The organism is Sphingomonas sp. PP-CE-3A-406 (assembly GCF_003688625.1).
In the GTDB taxonomy this organism is placed as follows: Bacteria; Pseudomonadota; Alphaproteobacteria; order Sphingomonadales; family Sphingomonadaceae; genus Sphingomonas.
Genome location: NZ_RCWY01000002.1, coordinates 1,023,930 through 1,041,701 on the forward strand (window position 1 = coordinate 1,023,930; position 17,772 = coordinate 1,041,701).

Here is a 17,772-nt window from a genome sequence, read left to right on the forward strand (position 1 = left end):
GATGCATCTCGCTGACAAAGGCGAAGCTCCAGCATTTTGCCAAGCGTGCGGCTAAGCTCTCGCCCAGAAGGCGCCCTTGCTGACCGACGCGATCGCCGACTATGAGATCGAGTGGGGTAACACGCGCGCCTCCGCCGACACAATTGCAAGCCGCGTTGCTTATGTCGTCGCACTTCTCGACGCGGAGCAGGCGTTGGGTGTCAAAGGGCGGTTTGGCCACGCCAAGACGTGCGCGACGACATACGCGTCGATGCTCGTTTACGCGTTCCGCTCCTGGTCCAAGCAGCAACCTGCCGAATGCCGTAACGATAAAGGTGAAATCATTTCGCACTCTCGGTCGCCAGCCGCGACCGAGGCTCCAATCGCGCAATTTATCGCGGCACTAAACCACGCGGCCAATGCCGAGCCGCCTCGCTCGGTAAAAAGCCAATCTACAAGCCCCCCGCCCGCCAGGTGCAGCGGAAGCGACGCACCCGGATCGGGATCGAAGAATTGGCACAGATGCTTGTCTACGCGGCCGAGCCGGGTCGCCAGCGCGGATCGCTGCACGCATTCTTGATCGCGTCGATCTGCACGCTCGAGCGCCCCGGCGCTCTTGTAGACATCAACGTCGCGCCCGATCGGGAGCAGTGGTGGCCGGGCGCCCCGACGATCGACTTGAACCCCAGGGGAAAACGCAGAATAAGAAGCACCGTGCACTTGTGCCCGTTCTGCTAACGCTCGATCGCTGGCTGCGCGCTAAATACACGACGTTCATGAATCTGGAACAGACCGCCCGCCCCGGCCGCGAGTAACGGTCGTATCTCTTGCGACAGTGCCTCGCGAGGCTCGCTCGGAACCGTGGCGCCACGAAATGGGATCTCGAAGGCTTCATGGGCCACAGCGATGGCAGCCAGACCGAAGTCTACGCGATCGGTGAACTTTTCCAGCGTCGTCCCTGCACTGACCGGCATTCTGGTCGACCTTGAGAAGCTCGCCGCCGGTGCAATGCACCAAAGTCGCACCGAACAGGAAAACGCGGCAGCGCAGACCGAGGCGACAAAAACGTAATTTAACCCAAAAACTTGTCGCTTGGAATGGTGCCGCTTACAGGACTCGAACCTGTGACCCCCGCATTACGAACGAAGCCGTTAGCCCGGACTTCCGACGTTTTTGCTCGGTAAACTCTAGAGCCCCGCACCTTCTAGCCCGCAGAAATCCGTTATTGAAAGCGGACTGCACCGGGAACGCACCGGAGGCGAGACCATCGACATCGAGCCCCGCAATCCCGGCTCTCGCGCCGGCCGATTGCCTGCCATCGACTTCCTTCGGGAGCCGACACGATGTCGAATTCACTGCCCGCCGCCACTTCCCCCCGCCCTCCTTCCGGCACGAGCAACATCGCCCGCTCGTTTAGCGAAGTTATCACCGGTATCCGCGACCGCGCACGTTCAAACTCGCCCGTGCGCCGCAATAGCCACAACGCTGGCGGTTCCGAGGTATCCCTGTGGCGCACGCACAACACGTTCCCGAAGACCGAACACAACGCGCGTATGCGCGCGGCCGAGGCGTTCGAGCATGAGACCAAGCTGCCGGGGAAGCGCAACGGTGCCCTCGGTTCGATCGGGCTCGACGTCCTGCGCTGCCTGCTGCGCCTGCGCGGCCGTAAGGACGGCCGGCTCGATCCGACCTACCAGTGGATCGCTGACAAGATACACAAGTCGCGTAGCGCCGTTGTAGAGGCCGTCGCGCGCCTGAAGGCATGCGGCTTCCTCGACTGGATCCGGCGGTGCGTACCGATCGAGGACGCCCTGCCCGATGAGCAGCAGAGCGAGCAGATCTCGAACGCCTTCATCCTGCTACAGCCGCCAACGGTTCGCGAGTGCGTCCGCCGCATGCTGCGTAAGCCGAGCGAGTTCGTCCGCGCTGTCGCCGAGAAGCTTGCGCGGCAGAGGAAGCTGGACACTGCGACGGTCGACGACGTGATCGCCGAAGTCCAGAGCCCCGAGCTGCGCGCCATCCTCGCCCGCGTCCGCGCCTTTGTTGATAGTGCAAATCCGCCGAGCGGTCACACAGAGGCCCTGTAAGATCTAAATATAAAAGGAACGCCTATGGCGTGCGCAGTTTGAAGCTTCACCAAGCCCCCGAAGCCCCGAACCCAACGGGTTCAACATCCAACGACCGCGGGTGAGCGTGCCGGCTTGCGCCGTCACGTGCATCCTGGGGAGGATGCGCAAATTCGGTGCCATTCTGAAAATTCGCGTTGCCCCCGTTGCACGGTCGCGAAAGTGCACCAAACTGCACCGGCGTATGACCTCCGAATATAGCAACGCGGCCTAGGACCTGGGCCGGTTTCCGCAGGTCGCTCGATTGCACCTTTTGCGACACGAAAAGACCGCGGGCGAGGTGGGGGGAATAGCGTGTTGAATGGGGTCGCGGAATTGGGTCCTCCCCGACTCCGCCCCTCGCGATGCCAGCAGCCCCGATTGCTGCCGGACTAAAAGCTACCCGCCGGGAAAGATTGTTGTAGCCGCGGCCGTCATACCCCTGAGTGCTGCCATGGGTGGATTCCACAGAGGTTGAAGCGGTTATCGCGCAGCGCGCAATAACCGGCGGGCATAGTCGGACATTGGGGGTCGGCTTGTCACTCCCCAACTTCGGCCGTTTGTTCATATAGGCAAATCGTTGCCCAACAGGGCGGCATTGATGGCGCGAATTGGGACGCCCCTCGAAAGCCTGGCGATGCGTATCCCCGTTATATTTGGCGCGATTGCACGCCGTCAGGTGGAAGACGCCGCGGCGCGCGCCGACGGAGCGCTGACTTTCGAGGGTGATTGTCGGGCGTTGCGCATGGCTAGCGCCACGGCGCGATCTGCAAGTGAGACAGGCCGGGCCGACGCTCCAAGAGTAGCGACGGCGATCGATTTTAGACCAGTGATAGCACGCCGAACGGCACATTTCTGCTGCGACCGGCCGTCGTCCTGGTCCAAACTGCCGAATGGCTCGTTAGATCAGCATGCGCTTGAAGACATTGTACCACTCCACGGTCCCGCTGCTGATCCTGCTGACTCACGGAGCGTCGCACGCTCAGGCCGTTCCGATCGACGCCGTAGCCCGTCCGGACTCCATCGCGATGGCGATCGACAAGGCCGAAGTGACGGACCCCAAGCTTCGGACCTTGTACGCCCAGTCGAAATGGCGAGCTTTGTGGTCCAAGCAGAGCATCGCTGCATTCCAGTCCGCGCTCGCCGACCGCGGCCGGCACGGTCTCGATCACCTGGCCTTCGCCGACGCGGACACAATGGATTCAAGCTCCGCCGTTGCCGACGTAGCGTGGTCGCGCGCCGCCCTCTCCTATGCCGAAACGTTGGCAAAAGGACACATCGATCCTGCCTCGTTGCACGAAGTCTATACCCTGCCCCGCCCGAAAACCGACGTTACAGCCGGCCTCAGCGTCGCCCTTGCGACCGGTAAACTCACCGAGTGGCTGGCGTCGTTAGCACCGCAGGACGCAGAATATCGGGCTTTGTCCGACGCCTATCTCCGCTTCAGCCAGGCCGCAGCCGCGGCCGGGCCGACCCAGCCGATCGCCGGTGGCCTGATACGCGTTGGCGATCGAGACCCGCGGGTGGCGGCCATTGCCGATCAGCTGACGCAAAGCGGCTATCTGGTACACTCCGATTTAGCGACCGAGCCGTCGCGGCTCGCGCCTTCCCCCACGTCGGCGCTCTACACGCAGGCGCTGTCGGACGCGCTGAAGGGATTGCAAACAGATTACGGGATTGCCGCCGACGGCGTCGTCGGTCCCGAGACGCTGAAGGTGCTCAACCTGGGCGCTGGCGAGCGCGCCCGGGCGTTGGGCGTGGCCCTGGAGCGCCGGCGCTGGCTCGAACGCACGCCACCGGCCACGCGGATCGACGTCAACACCGCGGCGTCACAGTTGCGCTATTACCGCGACGGAACGGTGGCGGACGAGCGAAAGGTCGTGGTCGGAGAACCCGGGCACGAGACGCCGGCGCTCGCATCGCCGATCTTCAGGCTGGTCGCCAATCCGACCTGGACCGTGCCGAAATCGATCCAGAACGGCGAAATGGCGAATGTCGACGACGCGTATCTGCAGGCGCACAATATGGTGCTGCGTGAAGGCTGGATCGTCCAGCAGCCGGGGCCCGACAATGCGCTCGGCCTCGTCAAGTTCGACATGGCCAACAACCAGGCGATCTACCTGCACGACACCTCGGCACCAGCCCTGTTCGAGCGCAGCCAGCGCCATCTCAGCCATGGCTGCGTCCGCGTCGAGGACGCGCTCGGCTTCGCGCAGATGCTCGCCGAGGACGAGGGCGTCGCGGACGCCTGGCAGGCCGCGCAGGCGACGGGCGAGATGACCTTCGTGCCCTTGCCGCGTCGTATTCCGGTCCGGCTGCTCTATCACAATGTCTATGTCGGTGCCGACGGGGCGATAGCCTTTCGCACCGACCCGTACGGATGGAACGATCCAATCGCCGAGCAACTGGGTTTTGCCAAGTCGTCGGCGCGTCGGGCGGAAGCGCAGGCGATCGACATCGGCCCTTAGTCACAATCCTTCCCTTGCCCGCGAACGCACACATTGTGGGACAGTCGACCGGCCAGTCACGCTGAACCAATGGCTATCGTCGGGGCTCCGGATTGCAGTCTTGGTTGGGCGGGACCGCTTGGTAGCGGAGAGCTAGCCAGACCCACAATCGGACATCTGGACAGGACTTTACCCTTCTCAGCTTCAGATCTTTGTTCATGTATTATTCCGAAATCCGGGCAACGGCATTCGGTTTGCCGAATATGCGCGGACTGGTGTGCCCAGCTCGGCTGGTCCACACAGCCCATATGGTTTTGAGGCGCGGCCGGACGGATTTTTGGGGAAGCGGTCCGGAGTGGCGCGAGGCTGCTGGCTTCAGCTTCCACGCGCTAGACGCAAACGCGCCCGAGCAAGAGGTGCAGCGACACAGTCATGAGGAGGCGCATTTCATTCTGGTGCTCTCCGGTGGCTATATGTCGTCGGCAGTCGGCGCACCGCTGGTGTCGAACACCCCGGTTCTGATCTACAATCCGCCAGGTACCACCCATGAGGACCGGTTCCACGGCGGGCGGGGACGCTTCATGGCCATTTCCGGGGGTGAAGGCAGCGAAGCCGCAGCATTTTGCATCCGCGATCCTTATGCCTTTCGGTTGGCGCAGACCATCGCGCACGAGCTCGATGAAGCCCCGGCGCTTACGCTGGAGGCGCGTGCGTTGCAGCTTCATGCTGCGGTATCGCCACTATCGTCCGACGAGCCACGACGGGCATCATCCCCGCCGCGATGGCTGACGCGCGCCGTCGAGATGATCTTCACATCCTCCGATCCCGAGCTTTCGGTCGCCGAGGTCGCATCGGACGCGGGCGTCCATCCCGTCCACCTTGCGCGCGTGTTTCGTCGCTTCCTCGGCTGTTCTCCAGGCGACTATCTTCGCGGCCACCGTTTGGAGCGCGCCGCAGCCATGCTGGGCAGCGGCACGGCATCGCTCGCCGATGTCGCGCAATCGGCAGGGTTCGTCGACCAGGCGCATCTGACTAGGACCTTCCGGTCGCGCCTGGATACGACACCCGCGCGGTGGAGGCGGCTGCGGAATGTTGCGCAGATGCAAGACGACGATCCGATAGCGCCGTCGGCAGCCCGCACCGCTGCCCGGAGACATGACATGACCTTCACCGCCATCCGCTTCGCTGTCCTGCTCGGCGCTCTTTCCAGCACGCCTTCCCTGGCGCGAACCGATGCCGCGCTGAACGCGGTTCTGGCGCGCTGGGACCAGGATCCGCATCCCGACCTGGGCGGTGTCGTCGTCATGCGCGGCGGACGCATTGTCGCCGAACGCTATTACAATGGCGAGCGTGCGGATACGCTTCACGACGTCCGGTCGGCGGGAAAAAGCGTGACCGCGTTGCTGATGGGAATCGCGATCGATCACCACAAGCTGCGCGGCATCGATGACCGCGTCGCAGACCATTGGCCGGCGGCACGGGGCAGCGCGATCGGCGATGTCGCCATCGCGGACCTGCTGACGATGCGCTCGGGGCTAGCGGCGTTCGATGAGGATCCTGCGTCTCCAGGTAACGAAGACAGGCTCGACGCAGCGGCCGATCCGCTCGCGTTTCTGCTGACGGTGCCGCGCGCTGACCCACCGGGCTCGCGCTACCGCTACAATTCGGCGACCGCGTACACGGCCGGTATTTTGATAGCGAAAGCCACGGGGCAAACGATGGCGGACTTCGCGCGAAAATCACTCTTCACGCCGCTGGGCATCCGCGACTGGAACTGGGCGTCGGACGCGGCGGGATACACCAAAGGACAGGGCAACCTCTCTCTAACGACACGCGCGTTCGCCACGATCGGAGAAATGGTGCGCGGTGCGGGTCAATATCGCGGCCGCCGGATCGTCAGTGCCCGCTGGATACACGAGGCACTAACGCCGAAAGTTACGATTTCGAACAGCGACCCTTACGCCGACGGCTACGCCTATTTCTGGTATTCCAAGGTTCAGCAGGTCGATGGCAAGCCCGTTCCTGTGTCGTTCGCCTCGGGAAACGGCGGCAACAAGATCTACGTCATTCGAAGTCGCCACCTTGTCATCGCGATCACATCGAGTGCCTACGGGCACGGGTATGGCCAACGACGGTCCCAAGATATCCTACGAGCCCTACTGGCAGCCGAAGGAGGGAAACAGTGACCGTCGCCCCTATCGCGTTGAACCGCTGATAACGCATGCCCCCGTCTTGCCGGCAGCTTCGACTCAGAACCGGACGTTCACGCCCCTTCCCTCGCTTCCCAACTGCGGACGCTAATTCATCATTGCGAATGACCGATTTTGAAGCCCGGCTATCCGCCCGCGAATGTCGTGATGGGGCAGGTTAGCGGACATTAGAGATTGCCGCCGAAGAACTTGAAGATCGCCATCGCGCAGAACCGAACGAGGATCGTGAAAAGTGCCATCAGCGGCCCAAGCCAGAGTATCTGGCTGTCCCAACCCCACCCGCAGTCGAACGCCGAATCTATGAGTGTGGCCGCCCACATGAACGCTACAAAGCTGACGATCACCACGGAGATGACGTTGCCCCCCTTCCGCTGGGCAGCGAGATACCGATCGAAGTTCATGGTGCCGGATATCTCATTCAGCGCGAATGTCCGCACCTGGGCGGAGTCGCCTAGTCGTAAGGTTTGTATGGTCGCCCCCGATGGATGTCTCTGGCTGCGCCATGAGGCCGTCGAACCTCGAACCGAGCAAGCTGGTTGCCTGCATCATTGTCGCCTGCCCGGGCCGCCCGGCGTAGCCAATACCTATAGCCTCGCAGATTCCCTTGGTTGAAGCGCTGCATAGCTAGATTGTAAGCAGCCGGCTGATGGCCTCGCTCAGCTGCCCGGTGAGCCATTGCAGCCGCAGAAAGCGCCGTCGCTGATGATCGGCGATCAACCCCGAGCCGGTCCAGTTCCGTGATGGCATCGGGATCGCCTCGCAATGCAAGATGGCGGACCAGAGCTACCCTGTCAGATGGCGAGTTGCCGTCGAGCCAGCGCTTTATTTTACTCGCGAATTCATCCGGAACGCCTTGCTTCATCGCCAAATGATACGTCCGCTATCGGGAGAGGCAATAGGCGGCTCGATCGTCCGCGTTTGGGCGTAAACGGAATGGCCGGAATGGGAAGGAAAGCGGACTGGCCGTTATTGGGTAGGGGGCGGTGTTAGCAGACACTGCGTGGCGCAGCCGCTCTTCAGAAAAGGGCCGTTGATCGGGAGTCAACTTGTCGCGCTATTACCTTGATGCGGGTAGCGGCGCTATCACACCACTACTAACGGTTTTCACAGAATAGTACCGAACCTCACGGCCCCCACGAGATTTAGCGGTTTCGTGCTCATTTAGCATAATCGCTATCAGATAGCAGCTTGTTGAGCGGGGGGTTCCCCCAATTATAGCGGTTGTGCAGCTGTTCTTCGTGACACCAATATGCGAAAAACCTCGGTCTGCCGCCATTTCAGACGTCTTGGTTATAAGTTTTTCGTATAACAATGAATTATCATATGGCTCTGACGTGATGTACGTTCTTATCTGGTTATTTGATTGATACGATCCGCCGACTTCGCCCTCTGGTGGAAGTCCAAATCTTTTTCCGAGTAGACCCGCAAATTGTGCATTTGCACTAGTCGAAAATAATAAAGCTACGATGCAAAATCCTAGAATATCTTTCCGCATCTGAAATCCCTAAATTAGATTTTACTTTCTGGAAATTGGACCCAAATTATCTAGGATTTGTAAATACTGGATGAGGTCGGGCGAACCGAACGGCCGCTTTCGACGGCAGGTACGGCCTGATTGAATGTCCATATTTGGGCGTTAGCGGGCTGGCGGGTTTGCGGAAGGGGAGCGGTCAGGCTGCTTTCGCGGGCGATGGATGGAGAGCGGACATCAAGTTGGTGTCGAGAACGCCCGATAGATCGCATATCCCCACGAGGCAGCGAATAGAAAGTATGCCGCATAAACGAGTCTGGCGGACGGTGCGTCGGTCCAGTTCAACGATCCATAAGCTATTGCGACCGTGGCGCAGATCAGGATGCCGGGCAGCATCATTCCGGAGAACAATCGGCGTGAACCGGGGAGGAGGCTAGCCAGCGGAAGGAGCGCCAACGGGAGAGCCACGGCCGCAAACTCACTCACTCCCAAAAGGTCAAGAAGGAGAACGGAAACGCCATACAGACCGAGCACTCCTGCCAGACCGAGTTTGTTGGTCCAGTAACGAGCAAGCATGATCATCCCGTCCTAAGTCGCATCCATCGCTGTAGGAACCTTAACGGTCGGCGGCTTTCGGGCAAGAGACGGTGAGGGACGAACGACCGCTATTGGGCGTTTTCAACCGGGGTATCTCTGGGGTACATTGCAACGTACGCAGCGAAAAAGTCGCGTGTTTGTGCGGGTCGCGGACGGTTGCGGCGGAGGGTTCCTCCGCCGCATGAGCATCTATGCGGCAAGAACGAAGAGCGCACGTTCATCTCGGTACTTCTCTCCGAGCGTCGCGTAGACTGCCGCTTGATCTAAATGGGTTCGCCGCTCGCCAGCGGTTTTGGCGCGCGATGCGACAGCCAGCTCAATCTCTGTAAGCAGCTCGTAATTGATATTGTGGGGCACAGCAGGTTCCATCGTTCGCCGAGTTGGTAGCGCTGTAGCCACGATCAAATTGCTAAGAAGACGCGGGTCCGAGATCGTTTTTTTCATCCATCATGGATGTATCGCATCCGCCCCGCCCAGCAGGGGTATCGCTGGGGCACACTACCTCTGTAGCACGTCGAGAACGACGCATTCCCGCGACTTGGCGGAGCCTGCGGCGGAGGGTGTCTCCGCCGCGGAACGGCCGGAATGGGAGGAAAGCGGAACAGCCGCTTTCGGGACGATGCGCTGGAAAGGAGACGCACGACGAAAAACTGTGGTTTGCCGTTTATCCACTTTGCCCGGCAAAGCGGGGTTTTGCTCAGTCGCTACGGCTTCGCTTGCTCGTTTCCGATGAAGGCAAACTCAAAACCCGAGGCCCACGCGGCGTTGATTACGCAAGCGAGTGGCCCATCCTCCTTAGGCGGACCTTGCTGCTGATTTGCCCACGCGGGGTTGAGTGCGTGGACGCCAAATTGTGAGTGCAGTGCGCCGCTTGCACCGCAGAGCTCCTCTACACTGCGGGCAAAGCTGTCGTCGTCCGTGACCCCAGCTTCATACTGGGGCAGCTTGCCAAGGAGGTGGTGCGTGGTCAGCCATCTCCTCCCCTCAGCTTTCACGAGCGCCAAAGATTTCGCCTTTGTGATCGCTTCCAGTCGCGGTTGAGCATCGCGCGGGAGCTCGACGTCATAGAAGCTGGCTGCTTTTGCAATACAGGCAATCTGTTCATCGGTGATTGCGCCTTTTGCAACCACCACGAGAACATCCTCCTCGATCGCCTCGTCCGACCTGACCGTCACAGGACCGACCCCACACCGCACAATTCGTGTTGCCGCCACTTTCGGCGTTATCTGGTCATAGGCGCCTAGCATTGGACTGCTTACCTGAGCGGCAAGAAGGGCGGCTAGAATGAACATCATTCTACTATGCCCGCCTTCGCGATCAACTGAAAGCCTTCGAGATTTCCGTTGTTGTGCGGCTGCCGACCGTCAGCTTGAGCCGATAGTTGATGCAAACCTTTTGATTTTCGCATCACGAGTGACCGATGCGAAAATCAACCTTGACGAATGACCGCGTTCGGGAGTCCTGATTTGTGGCCCAAGCGTCCGGCATTGGGCGTAAGCGGTCGGGGTATCGCGGGGGTATATCGCGGCTACTGTCGCATGAAACCCGAGGCTTTCGGCGGAGCTTGGGAGGTCGCGGCGGAGGGGATCTCCGCCGCACTTAATGTCCGATTTGGGAGGAGAGCGGACGTTGGTCAGCTATTGGACGCTGGCGTGTCGTATCCGCCAAATGGCCCGAACACGGTTCGGTATTCAGCCATGCTCTCGTAGAACTCCGCTTGGGTGGGCATGGCCGCACGTTGCCCCGGCCACTGCGATGAAACGAACGTATCGTAATCTGCGGCTGGCATCTGATTAACCGTCGTGGGACTTTCCGGAACTGAATACCCCATGGCTTCAACGGCTTGGATCGCAGCCCATGCCGCCGTCGTCGGATCGTCGCCACGGCAGAAAACCTGAACGTATGCGCCAATAAGCGGAGCCGGAAGCTGCTCAGCGCCCGCTCGAACGTGAAGCGGCACAATCCACACAGGCATTTCTGCCAACGGATGCCGTGTTTCCTTCTTACCAAATAGCCGCATGATTCCCCCCGATCCCGCATTTGTAGCTGCGCTGGGCGAATGGCCGCAACTGGGCGTAAGCGGTCGTCAGGTCGGAACCGGCTCGCCGTCCACGTCCACCTCATAATCGCTGCCTTCGACCCAAAAGCGGATCATCCGGGCGTGATACTCTACGTAGGACGTATCTTCTCGATCAACGTGTGGACTGTAATGGATGGCGAACCTCGCGCCTGCCGGGATCGGCTCCACCGCCCCCCAGGGCTCCACCATAAATTCAATGGCTCGATCAGTTTCGTTCGAGAAGCGCACGGTGACCATGAAGGTGGTCTAAGGCATGATCGAACGTCCGCAAGTGGGCAGTTCAAGCCGATACCGGACCGAACACCGCCTGGTACCAGTACATTCCAGGTGCGGCGAACCAACACGCATTCCCCGGCGCTTTGAACGCGGCGAGCTGGCGCATGTCGATGGCATAGCGCTGGTGGAAAGCAATGAGCTCACGAAGGTCGTCGTCATTCGGGTGACGGGCAAGTCGGATATGCAGTCCATCGCCGCGCCCCTCATAGCCCGAGACAACTTTCATCCGGTCGAGCCATGCGAAGAACAATGCTTCGTCGCTCTCGTGGAAGTAGCGAACGCGGTTCGCGATGAGGGTTAAGGGTTCGGCCATGCCCTTCCGTCCCACGGCTGCGTACACTTAATCAATGACCGGTTTCGGGTGTCGGCAGATTGAACCTGAATGTCGTAGTTTGGGCGAAAGCGGACTAAGGCCATCGGCAACCGCTTGGCACACAAGCTCCACTCACGGTCAGCCAGCGCCCATAGATTACACCCGCACAGAACAGGCATATTGCGGCAGCGAACGCTATGGCGACCCAAATCCACCTGCGGCGCTTCGTTGTCGTTTTCGAGTCCATCCCGCCACCATCGGGTACCGCGTCAATGTCCGCAACTGGGCGTTTTCACCCGCCCGTCACACCTATGATAGGGAAGCGCTGCTAGCCGATCGCGCTGCTGGCCGATCATCAGGACAGCGTCGTGGATGACCAGATGACCGAAGCCCAAGGCGATCTCCTAGGCAGCGTTATCGTGCTTCTCAGCACGGCCCTGCTGCTCGGCGCGGTGCACTTCGCCAGCACCGCCGTGGACAAGCGAAAAGTTCGATGGCTCACAACGCTGAGCGTCATCCTGTCGATCGCAGGCGTGGCCATCGTTATCGTTACCTGACGACCACTTGGGAAGGAAAGCGGACCTTCCGCTTTGGGGTCCACACCGCAAAAATCCGACCACTGAACGGGTATCACAAATGCATCAGTCTTTTGCATCGCCGGAGCCCGCGGTTTCCTGCCGGTCTTGGGCTGATGCGAAATCTGTGAGTTTTGCATCATCCCGCTGACAATTTGGATCAGTTTTAGTGTCAGTGATTAGGACGAAAGATAGCCTGCCCGCACGAGAAAGGCGCGCAAAGATTCTGGAAAATCACGGAAGTGGGTAACATGCCCTTCAGGGCAGCGATGGTTCACCCAAGCCGAAACGGGCACGTTGCAAGGCTCCCACAGGTCACTGCCGTGCTCATAATGCTTTAGCATTAAAGCCCATGCGGCCTCGAACTGTCCTGCCCGCACTGCATCTGCGATGTATGCGGCACAGGCGCCATTGCGGTAGCGCTTGTTGGACAGACACATCGGTGCCGACCGCACCATGTCGGCAGCAAAAACGCCCCTCAGCGCCGGATCGCGACTTTCATCAACGATTTTGCCCTCTTTGACCGCAAACAGAATGGGAGGACGCGGGGTGCAGGCATTGCAGCCGAATACAGAGTCAAACGCGCCATCTTCTAATTTCAGGTCGATGCGGCCGTCCCCAGATAGGTCTTGGGGTAAATCTGCCAACTGGCCTTCAAGGTCCGCTCCTTTGTAATCCTCCAACGACACCGATCGGTAGCTGTTGCTGCTGGGAACCAGCAGCTGCAGCGTTAGTTTGCCGCCCGAGCCTCCATATTGGCTTTCGACGATCACCCCAGGTCGCGGATCGTTCTGGTCAAATCGCACGATAGCAATTCGGGCATAAGAGCTTTGCCGATCGGTCAGAACCGTCATCGGTGCCACTCCCCGCCCACCCACGGTCACAAACGCTTGATTATTGAAACCATCGTAGTGGCAGGACTCACTTTCGGTAGCTGGCGGATTGGAGCACGGCATCGCCTCCACGTGCACGCTCACCCCACCCGAGGTGAAGTCTAACGGCAACTTTTTGTATGACGCCCATGTCTGGAACGTGCCGATCGGCGCATCGGCTGGCGCAGCGCCTATCAGAAACCAAGAGAGGGCAAGCAAAATGATGCGCATTTTGATAGCCTAAGCCGTCTCCTGCGCCGCTGCCAGCACCGCGCCACAATTTTCAACGTACCGTGCTTGGCCCCATCGGTTTGAATGGCGCATGATGCAAAACTTTTGATTTTTGCATCAACGAGCAGGCCAGCTTTCTCGCAAAGGATCGACTTTCGGGAATGTGCCGCACCTAACTTGTAGGACCGATCCCTGCCGCCCTGAACCGGTTTCCAGCGCAATAGGCCATCACGATGGCAACCCATTCCTGTGCTTGCGTACCGCCGACAGCGTCCGCCACCATTCCGATGCAGATAATCGCAAGTCCGATGGCACAGATTCCAAACACGGCATTCGGTGAGACGAAGGCGTCGGGTATTCTTCTAGCGGTTAGATAAGACACCAGCATCGCGCCTGCCGCGACAAGGAGCGTTACCAAACTCGTCGCCTTGGCCAAGGCGACGGCAGCAAGAAACAAATACGCCGTACCGAGGAGGGCCTGAAGCAGACGGACGCTAACTGTGCTGGGCATAGCAATCTCCATCGATGGCCTGTTTTATTCCGACGTAAGGACATCCACAACCCAGTTTAAGCGTTCCCACAAACGAACGTCTGGCGGAATCTCGCCGCCTCGATCGCGTTGACGGACGCCTGCGGGTTTCGCTTTCCCGAAATCTGTTCCCAATTGCTCTTTCCCGAAATGGCCAATCGGAGACGGAGAAACGGGAAAGATTGCGCTTAACGAATGGCCGTTATCGGGAGCCCGGATCGCCAGCCTGAACGACCGGCTTTGGGCGAAACTGTCCGGCAGCGCGAGTCTGCCAAGACCCATTCCCGGACGCTCGCCGGGTCTCTTCGGCTTCTCAACTTCGGCCGCTCGTTCATGTCGCAAAAGCGCCGATCGGAACGGCTTGGTTTGGGGCAAAGCGGCCGTTCCGCAGAGAATTGTCGAATGGCAGGTGTTCTCAAAAGCCGACGTTTAGATTTTTCCCGACCAGACTGCATCTTTTCGGCGCAGAGCGCATAGGCTATCGTGAGACTCGAAGCGGAGGATCCGAAATGGCCAGGAAATGGATTCACAAGGTCGGCCTGGCCGCCATCAGCAATGGCTGCTTGCTCGTGGCGCGAAAGCGGAATTCTGATATCTTCATTCTACCGGGCGGAAAACCGGAAGGCTCCGAGAGCGACCTCGAGACGCTGGCGCGGGAAATTGACGAAGAACTGGGATGCGGGATCGCAAACCCGTGCCTTTGCGACGTGTTCAAGGATGTCGCGGCCGGAGAAAGTGGTTCGGTCGTCGTCGTGCGCCTCTACAGCGCGACGCTCGTCGGCGAGCCAAAACCGTGTTCGGAGATCGAGGAACTCGTCTGGATCGATATCAAGGCTCCCCACGGCCTGCGTCTGGCCCCGAGTATCGAGAACGGGATCCTGCCTTACCTGAGGAAACGCGGTCGCCTGACGGGCGCAGCGTCAGGCCGCGGCGGCAATAAAATGGTCCAGAGCCTGCTCGAACTCGTCTAGGCTGCCGTCATTGCAGATCGTGTGATCGGCCAGGTCCATGACCTGGGTCGTTCCGAGCCGCTCGATCTCATAGCGGTCGCGGGTCGCCAGATCGTCCGGCGAGAGCGGACGCAGGTTGCGGATCGACAGACGCGTGGCGCGATTCTCCACCGAGGTGGCGACTGCAAGCATTGCGAATTTCTGGCCAAATTCCGCGCGATAGATATCACGCTCGGCCTCGCAGTAAATCGCGTCGACGAGGGCGATGCGGTGCGTGGAGAGCGTCGCGTGGATCCAGGGCAAGGCACGTTGCGCCAGCGCCCCCATGCCTTCGGCGCTTCGCAGCTCTTCCCGGACGAGCTTCTCGCTCGCAGGCGTGCGCGGCAAGCCTCTGTGCTTGACCTCGGCTGTGACCATCGCGCCGACATACACGCGCATGCCATGCCCGTGCTGCTGGAGTATTTCGATGGCGGTGGTCTTCCCAGCACCGGCAAGGCCGCACAACCCGATCAGCATATCCTGCTCAAGCGTCAGCCAGACGGGCGATGCTCAGGATGCAGAAATCGTGATTGAGCGCCTCTTCCGAAAGCGCGCACGGCAGGTCCGCCGACGTCACATAGGTTACGACGACGGTTTGCACGCGACCGGTATAGCATTCGCGGGCGGGATCATATTCGCGCAGGACGAGCCGGTCGCCGACGTGGAAGTCGCGATCGGTCGCCCGGCGCAGATCATGTCGTTTGCGGCCCTCGGCGATTTCCGTGAAGAACGCGGTCCAGCATTTCAGCTCGTGCGTCGCTGCCTCACGGATCAACTCACGTTTGACTGCCGCTGGGGTTGCGGAGCGCTGTGCAAGCATCAAGTTTCTTTCCTCATGCGCCCGGCGGAGTGGTTGCATCGGTCGTAGCGGGCGCGAGATCGGTATGATCGAAGTTTAGCACGAACTCGCGGGTGACCAAAGGCGCTTCGACCTTCCCGAGAATTTCCAGTGCCGATGTCCCCGTCGATGCGGTGGCCGGCTCGCGCGGGGTTTTGCGGACCGGCTCGAGCTGTACGTTGCGCAGCCGCCCGAGAGCGGCGCCGCTTGGAGCTACGATCGAGCGCGCCGCGGTCTTCAGAATATTGCAGAGCTCTTGGACCTGATTGTCGTCGAGAAAGAAATCATCGTCCCGGCTGTCCAGATAGAGGATCGCTGCGACCGGGCTTGGGGCATAATGGCTGGCTTCGGGCTGAAGGATCGGGATCGCTAGGACGAAACGCACCTCGGGCATCATCGTTCGCGCGGCCTGGTGAAGGTGAAGCTGCGTCATGCCCGCCTGCAGGTCGGCATTTTCCACGTTGCGCGGGGTCCGCACAACCCGGCGCGTGCGATAGGCAGCGCCGATCGTCGCAGCGTGGGCGGGAAAGGTCCTTCCCGCGGTCGCGCTGGCTTTCTCCAGCCCCCGGCCGAGATAGTCGCAGGCCTGTTGGAGGAGGTCCTCCCCATGTATCGAGAGTACACGGTGCAACGTCACACGAAAGTGCATCGCCTGCGGGTGCATGCGCTCGATAACTCCGGCAATGGCGCCGCACAGGCTCGTCGCGACGAGCGCCGTTGGGCCCGGCAGATATTCCTTTCGCCATTCCCGACGCTGTTCGTCACCGATCTTGCCGGTGTCTTCTTCACGGCCGGTATATCCAAAATAGCCCCCCGACCACATCGGCGAGGCGGTCTGCAGGCCAAAGCCCTTGGGGTCGTTCTTGCGCTGCTGCTCGATCAGGCCGAACAAACCCTCCGGTATCATTCGCCTGAGTTGCTCCAGCGGCCGGACGCCGTGTCGTTCGATGACCGTATCGTTTTCGATCGAAAAGCGCGCCTTGAGTGCCGGCGCTTTCTCGGTGGACGGCGCGAAACCGCCGCACCGGTACAACAGGAAGACCAGCAGAGCGTTCTGGAAGGACATCCGGCTCGTCGCCGGCTCCAGCAACTCAGCCACATTGCGAACAAGAAGCTGCAATACGACGTCAGTGTCGCGCCGCAGGCGACGGTCGAGCTTGGCGATAACATCGACCATGTCCGTACGATGCGGGGAGCCCTCTGCAAGCAGCCCCTCGAACCGCTCGAAGAGGCCGGTCGCATCCTTCAGGAAATCCTCCCGCATGAGCTTCAGCTCGGCGACGAGGGCCGACCGCGACCCGAAGAGTTCTTCGAGAATGCGGTCCTGACGGAATTGCGAAATGCGGATCCTGAGGAGATCGATCATCGCGCCGTCCCCCTGCCCCGAAAGCAGGAAAGTCCGCCGCGGTTCGTTCAGACTGGGCTGACCGAAGGTTTCGTTTCGCCAATACGAGGCCTTACTGGCCTCCAGGCCGAAGCCGACGGCAAGCACCACCGCATCGAACGTCTCGGACGCCCCCCGCGCCGAGCCTTCTGATTCGCGGATGGTCCCGTCTGATGCGCGACGTTTCTCGCCGACCCATTCGATACGCGCTCTCTGCCGCTCATCGATGCACTGCGTCAATTGCAGGTGCCTGGTGTTGCAGAAAAGATGGACCGAATCGCGCCCTTCCACGATCTGAGCCCATTCGCTCAGGACTTGGACCACAACATCGGAAGAGCGAGCGGCCGTCCAGTTGAGGACGGGAAGCATGGCTGCACTGGCCTCGCTGCCGTCTGCAGGCCAATCATATATGTGCGGGTGTAGCCAGCGGGTGTCACTGCCCTGCTGTAGCGGAAGCAGCGTGTCGCGCTGCTCGAAGATATAGAGTTCGCAGGCAGCACCTTTTCGAAGCAGCCCGGCGGCAAAGGTCAGGCCCGCAAATCCTGCCCCCACAACCGCAATCTTGAATGGAGGATCGCGCTTCTCAACAGGCACCACGCCTGTCTCAATCATCGACCAAACTAGGTTGAGCGCGCGGGTCTGCTGGCTGAGGACGGTGACCCGGCTGTCGAACGAGCCGAGCGCATATAAAAGTGGCTCGTGTCCGAGGGTATGCGACGACGCGATCTCGCCCGGCTTTGCCTGGCGCTGCCTGTTACCGCTCGAATTCTTCGATCCGCTCAAACATGCCCCCTGCATCGTCGACACCCGATGAGCCTTCTCGCTGAAATCTTTCCGGACATACAGCCGATTCGCGCACCACAGTGCCCGGGCGCT

General features: G+C 60.5%; 19 protein-coding genes. 6 read left to right on the forward strand and 13 right to left on the reverse strand.

Translation table 11 applies throughout. From position 1 onward, the window contains the following. The first annotated feature begins 492 nt into the window (after positions 1-492). On the forward strand, positions 493-717 hold the full coding sequence (locus C8J44_RS11035; protein WP_147453175.1) for a hypothetical protein: 225 nt from the start codon (positions 493-495) through the stop codon (positions 715-717). On the opposite strand, the gene C8J44_RS18230 is transcribed toward C8J44_RS11035, so the two are convergent. Next, positions 714-953, reverse strand: a complete 240-nt coding sequence (locus tag C8J44_RS18230; RefSeq protein WP_147453176.1) for a hypothetical protein — start codon at positions 951-953, stop codon at positions 714-716. The genes C8J44_RS11035 and C8J44_RS18230 overlap by 4 nt on opposite strands. A gap of 369 nt (positions 954-1,322) precedes the next feature. Here C8J44_RS18230 and C8J44_RS11040 point away from each other — a divergent pair, with 369 nt between their 5' ends. The 3 genes from C8J44_RS11040 (at position 1,323) to C8J44_RS11050 (ending at position 6,717) form a co-directional block, all read left to right on the forward strand. Next, positions 1,323-2,066, forward strand: a complete 744-nt coding sequence (locus C8J44_RS11040; RefSeq protein WP_147453177.1) for a hypothetical protein — start codon at positions 1,323-1,325, stop codon at positions 2,064-2,066. 935 nt (positions 2,067-3,001) lie between these two features. Beyond that, positions 3,002-4,552 carry a L,D-transpeptidase family protein gene (locus C8J44_RS11045; RefSeq protein WP_259466811.1) on the forward strand — a complete coding sequence of 517 codons (1,551 nt, stop codon included), beginning with the start codon at positions 3,002-3,004 and terminating at the stop codon, positions 4,550-4,552. A gap of 197 nt (positions 4,553-4,749) precedes the next feature. Beyond that, complete coding sequence (locus tag C8J44_RS11050) at positions 4,750-6,717, forward strand: serine hydrolase (RefSeq protein ID WP_121904502.1); 1,968 nt, start codon at positions 4,750-4,752, stop codon at positions 6,715-6,717. A 191-nt stretch (positions 6,718-6,908) separates the two neighbouring features. Here C8J44_RS11050 and C8J44_RS11055 read toward each other — a convergent pair whose 3' ends face one another. The 7 genes from C8J44_RS11055 to C8J44_RS11075 form a co-directional block, all read right to left on the reverse strand. Then, positions 6,909-7,142 carry a hypothetical protein gene (locus C8J44_RS11055; protein ID WP_121904503.1) on the reverse strand — a complete coding sequence of 78 codons (234 nt, stop codon included), beginning with the start codon at positions 7,140-7,142 and terminating at the stop codon, positions 6,909-6,911. Between the two features lie 1,307 nt (positions 7,143-8,449). Next, the gene (locus C8J44_RS11060; protein ID WP_060526819.1) at positions 8,450-8,794 is read right to left on the reverse strand and encodes a hypothetical protein; all 345 of its coding nucleotides are present in this window, start codon (positions 8,792-8,794) and stop codon (positions 8,450-8,452) included. Positions 8,795-8,998: 204 nt separating this feature from the next. Next, a complete protein-coding gene (locus tag C8J44_RS18235) occupies positions 8,999-9,253 on the reverse strand; it encodes a hypothetical protein (protein WP_147453178.1) in 255 nt (84 codons plus the stop codon). Between the two features lie 260 nt (positions 9,254-9,513). Then, positions 9,514-10,104 carry a hypothetical protein gene (locus C8J44_RS11065; RefSeq protein WP_060525123.1) on the reverse strand — a complete coding sequence of 197 codons (591 nt, stop codon included), beginning with the start codon at positions 10,102-10,104 and terminating at the stop codon, positions 9,514-9,516. Positions 10,105-10,442: 338 nt separating this feature from the next. Continuing rightward, on the reverse strand, positions 10,443-10,829 hold the full coding sequence (locus tag C8J44_RS18240; protein WP_147453179.1) for a hypothetical protein: 387 nt from the start codon (positions 10,827-10,829) through the stop codon (positions 10,443-10,445). Positions 10,830-10,895: 66 nt separating this feature from the next. After that, entirely contained in the window at positions 10,896-11,126 is a 231-nt protein-coding gene (locus C8J44_RS11070) for a hypothetical protein (RefSeq protein WP_060525121.1), read from the reverse strand. Positions 11,127-11,169: 43 nt separating this feature from the next. After that, positions 11,170-11,478, reverse strand: a complete 309-nt coding sequence (locus C8J44_RS11075) for a hypothetical protein (protein WP_121904504.1) — start codon at positions 11,476-11,478, stop codon at positions 11,170-11,172. Between the two features lie 368 nt (positions 11,479-11,846). On the opposite strand from C8J44_RS11075, the gene C8J44_RS11080 reads away from it, so the two are divergent. After that, on the forward strand, positions 11,847-12,035 hold the full coding sequence (locus C8J44_RS11080; protein ID WP_056052695.1) for a hypothetical protein: 189 nt from the start codon (positions 11,847-11,849) through the stop codon (positions 12,033-12,035). Positions 12,036-12,232: 197 nt separating this feature from the next. Here the strand turns inward: C8J44_RS11080 and C8J44_RS11085 are convergent, their stop codons facing one another. Then, a complete protein-coding gene (locus C8J44_RS11085) occupies positions 12,233-13,156 on the reverse strand; it encodes a hypothetical protein (RefSeq protein WP_060525119.1) in 924 nt (307 codons plus the stop codon). A 172-nt stretch (positions 13,157-13,328) separates the two neighbouring features. Further along, on the reverse strand, positions 13,329-13,667 hold the full coding sequence (locus C8J44_RS11090) for a hypothetical protein (protein WP_147453180.1): 339 nt from the start codon (positions 13,665-13,667) through the stop codon (positions 13,329-13,331). A gap of 527 nt (positions 13,668-14,194) precedes the next feature. Here C8J44_RS11090 and C8J44_RS11095 point away from each other — a divergent pair. Continuing rightward, positions 14,195-14,656, forward strand: a complete 462-nt coding sequence (locus C8J44_RS11095) for an NUDIX domain-containing protein (protein ID WP_121904505.1) — start codon at positions 14,195-14,197, stop codon at positions 14,654-14,656. Here C8J44_RS11095 and C8J44_RS11100 read toward each other — a convergent pair. Genes C8J44_RS11100 through C8J44_RS11110 form a run of 3 tightly spaced genes read right to left on the reverse strand, consistent with a single transcriptional unit; the run spans position 14,606 to position 17,679 of the window. Next, positions 14,606-15,151 carry an AAA family ATPase gene (locus C8J44_RS11100; RefSeq protein WP_121904506.1) on the reverse strand — a complete coding sequence of 182 codons (546 nt, stop codon included), beginning with the start codon at positions 15,149-15,151 and terminating at the stop codon, positions 14,606-14,608. The two genes, C8J44_RS11095 and C8J44_RS11100, sit on opposite strands and share 51 nt — an antisense overlap. A gap of 7 nt (positions 15,152-15,158) precedes the next feature. Continuing rightward, positions 15,159-15,449: a DUF3850 domain-containing protein gene (locus C8J44_RS11105; RefSeq protein ID WP_183128757.1), complete on the reverse strand. Its 291-nt coding sequence runs from the start codon at positions 15,447-15,449 to the stop codon at positions 15,159-15,161. Positions 15,450-15,507: 58 nt separating this feature from the next. Further along, entirely contained in the window at positions 15,508-17,679 is a 2,172-nt protein-coding gene (locus C8J44_RS11110) for an FAD/NAD(P)-binding protein (protein WP_121904508.1), read from the reverse strand. Positions 17,680-17,772 lie beyond the last annotated feature (93 nt).

Coding starts and splice junctions, on each gene's coding strand:
- C8J44_RS18230 (WP_147453176.1), bottom strand. CDS start 953: ATGCCGGTCAGTGCAGGGACGACGCTGGAAAAGTTCACCGATCGCGTA.
- C8J44_RS11040 (WP_147453177.1), top strand. CDS start 1,323: ATGTCGAATTCACTGCCCGCCGCCACTTCCCCCCGCCCTCCTTCCGGC.
- C8J44_RS11050 (WP_121904502.1), top strand. CDS start 4,750: ATGTATTATTCCGAAATCCGGGCAACGGCATTCGGTTTGCCGAATATG.
- C8J44_RS11055 (WP_121904503.1), bottom strand. CDS start 7,142: ATGAACTTCGATCGGTATCTCGCTGCCCAGCGGAAGGGGGGCAACGTC.
- C8J44_RS11060 (WP_060526819.1), bottom strand. CDS start 8,794: ATGATCATGCTTGCTCGTTACTGGACCAACAAACTCGGTCTGGCAGGA.
- C8J44_RS18235 (WP_147453178.1), bottom strand. CDS start 9,253: ATGAAAAAAACGATCTCGGACCCGCGTCTTCTTAGCAATTTGATCGTG.
- C8J44_RS11065 (WP_060525123.1), bottom strand. CDS start 10,104: ATGATGTTCATTCTAGCCGCCCTTCTTGCCGCTCAGGTAAGCAGTCCA.
- C8J44_RS18240 (WP_147453179.1), bottom strand. CDS start 10,829: ATGCGGCTATTTGGTAAGAAGGAAACACGGCATCCGTTGGCAGAAATG.
- C8J44_RS11070 (WP_060525121.1), bottom strand. CDS start 11,126: ATGGTCACCGTGCGCTTCTCGAACGAAACTGATCGAGCCATTGAATTT.
- C8J44_RS11075 (WP_121904504.1), bottom strand. CDS start 11,478: ATGGCCGAACCCTTAACCCTCATCGCGAACCGCGTTCGCTACTTCCAC.
- C8J44_RS11085 (WP_060525119.1), bottom strand. CDS start 13,156: ATGCGCATCATTTTGCTTGCCCTCTCTTGGTTTCTGATAGGCGCTGCG.
- C8J44_RS11090 (WP_147453180.1), bottom strand. CDS start 13,667: ATGCCCAGCACAGTTAGCGTCCGTCTGCTTCAGGCCCTCCTCGGTACG.
- C8J44_RS11095 (WP_121904505.1), top strand. CDS start 14,195: ATGGCCAGGAAATGGATTCACAAGGTCGGCCTGGCCGCCATCAGCAAT.
- C8J44_RS11100 (WP_121904506.1), bottom strand. CDS start 15,151: ATGCTGATCGGGTTGTGCGGCCTTGCCGGTGCTGGGAAGACCACCGCC.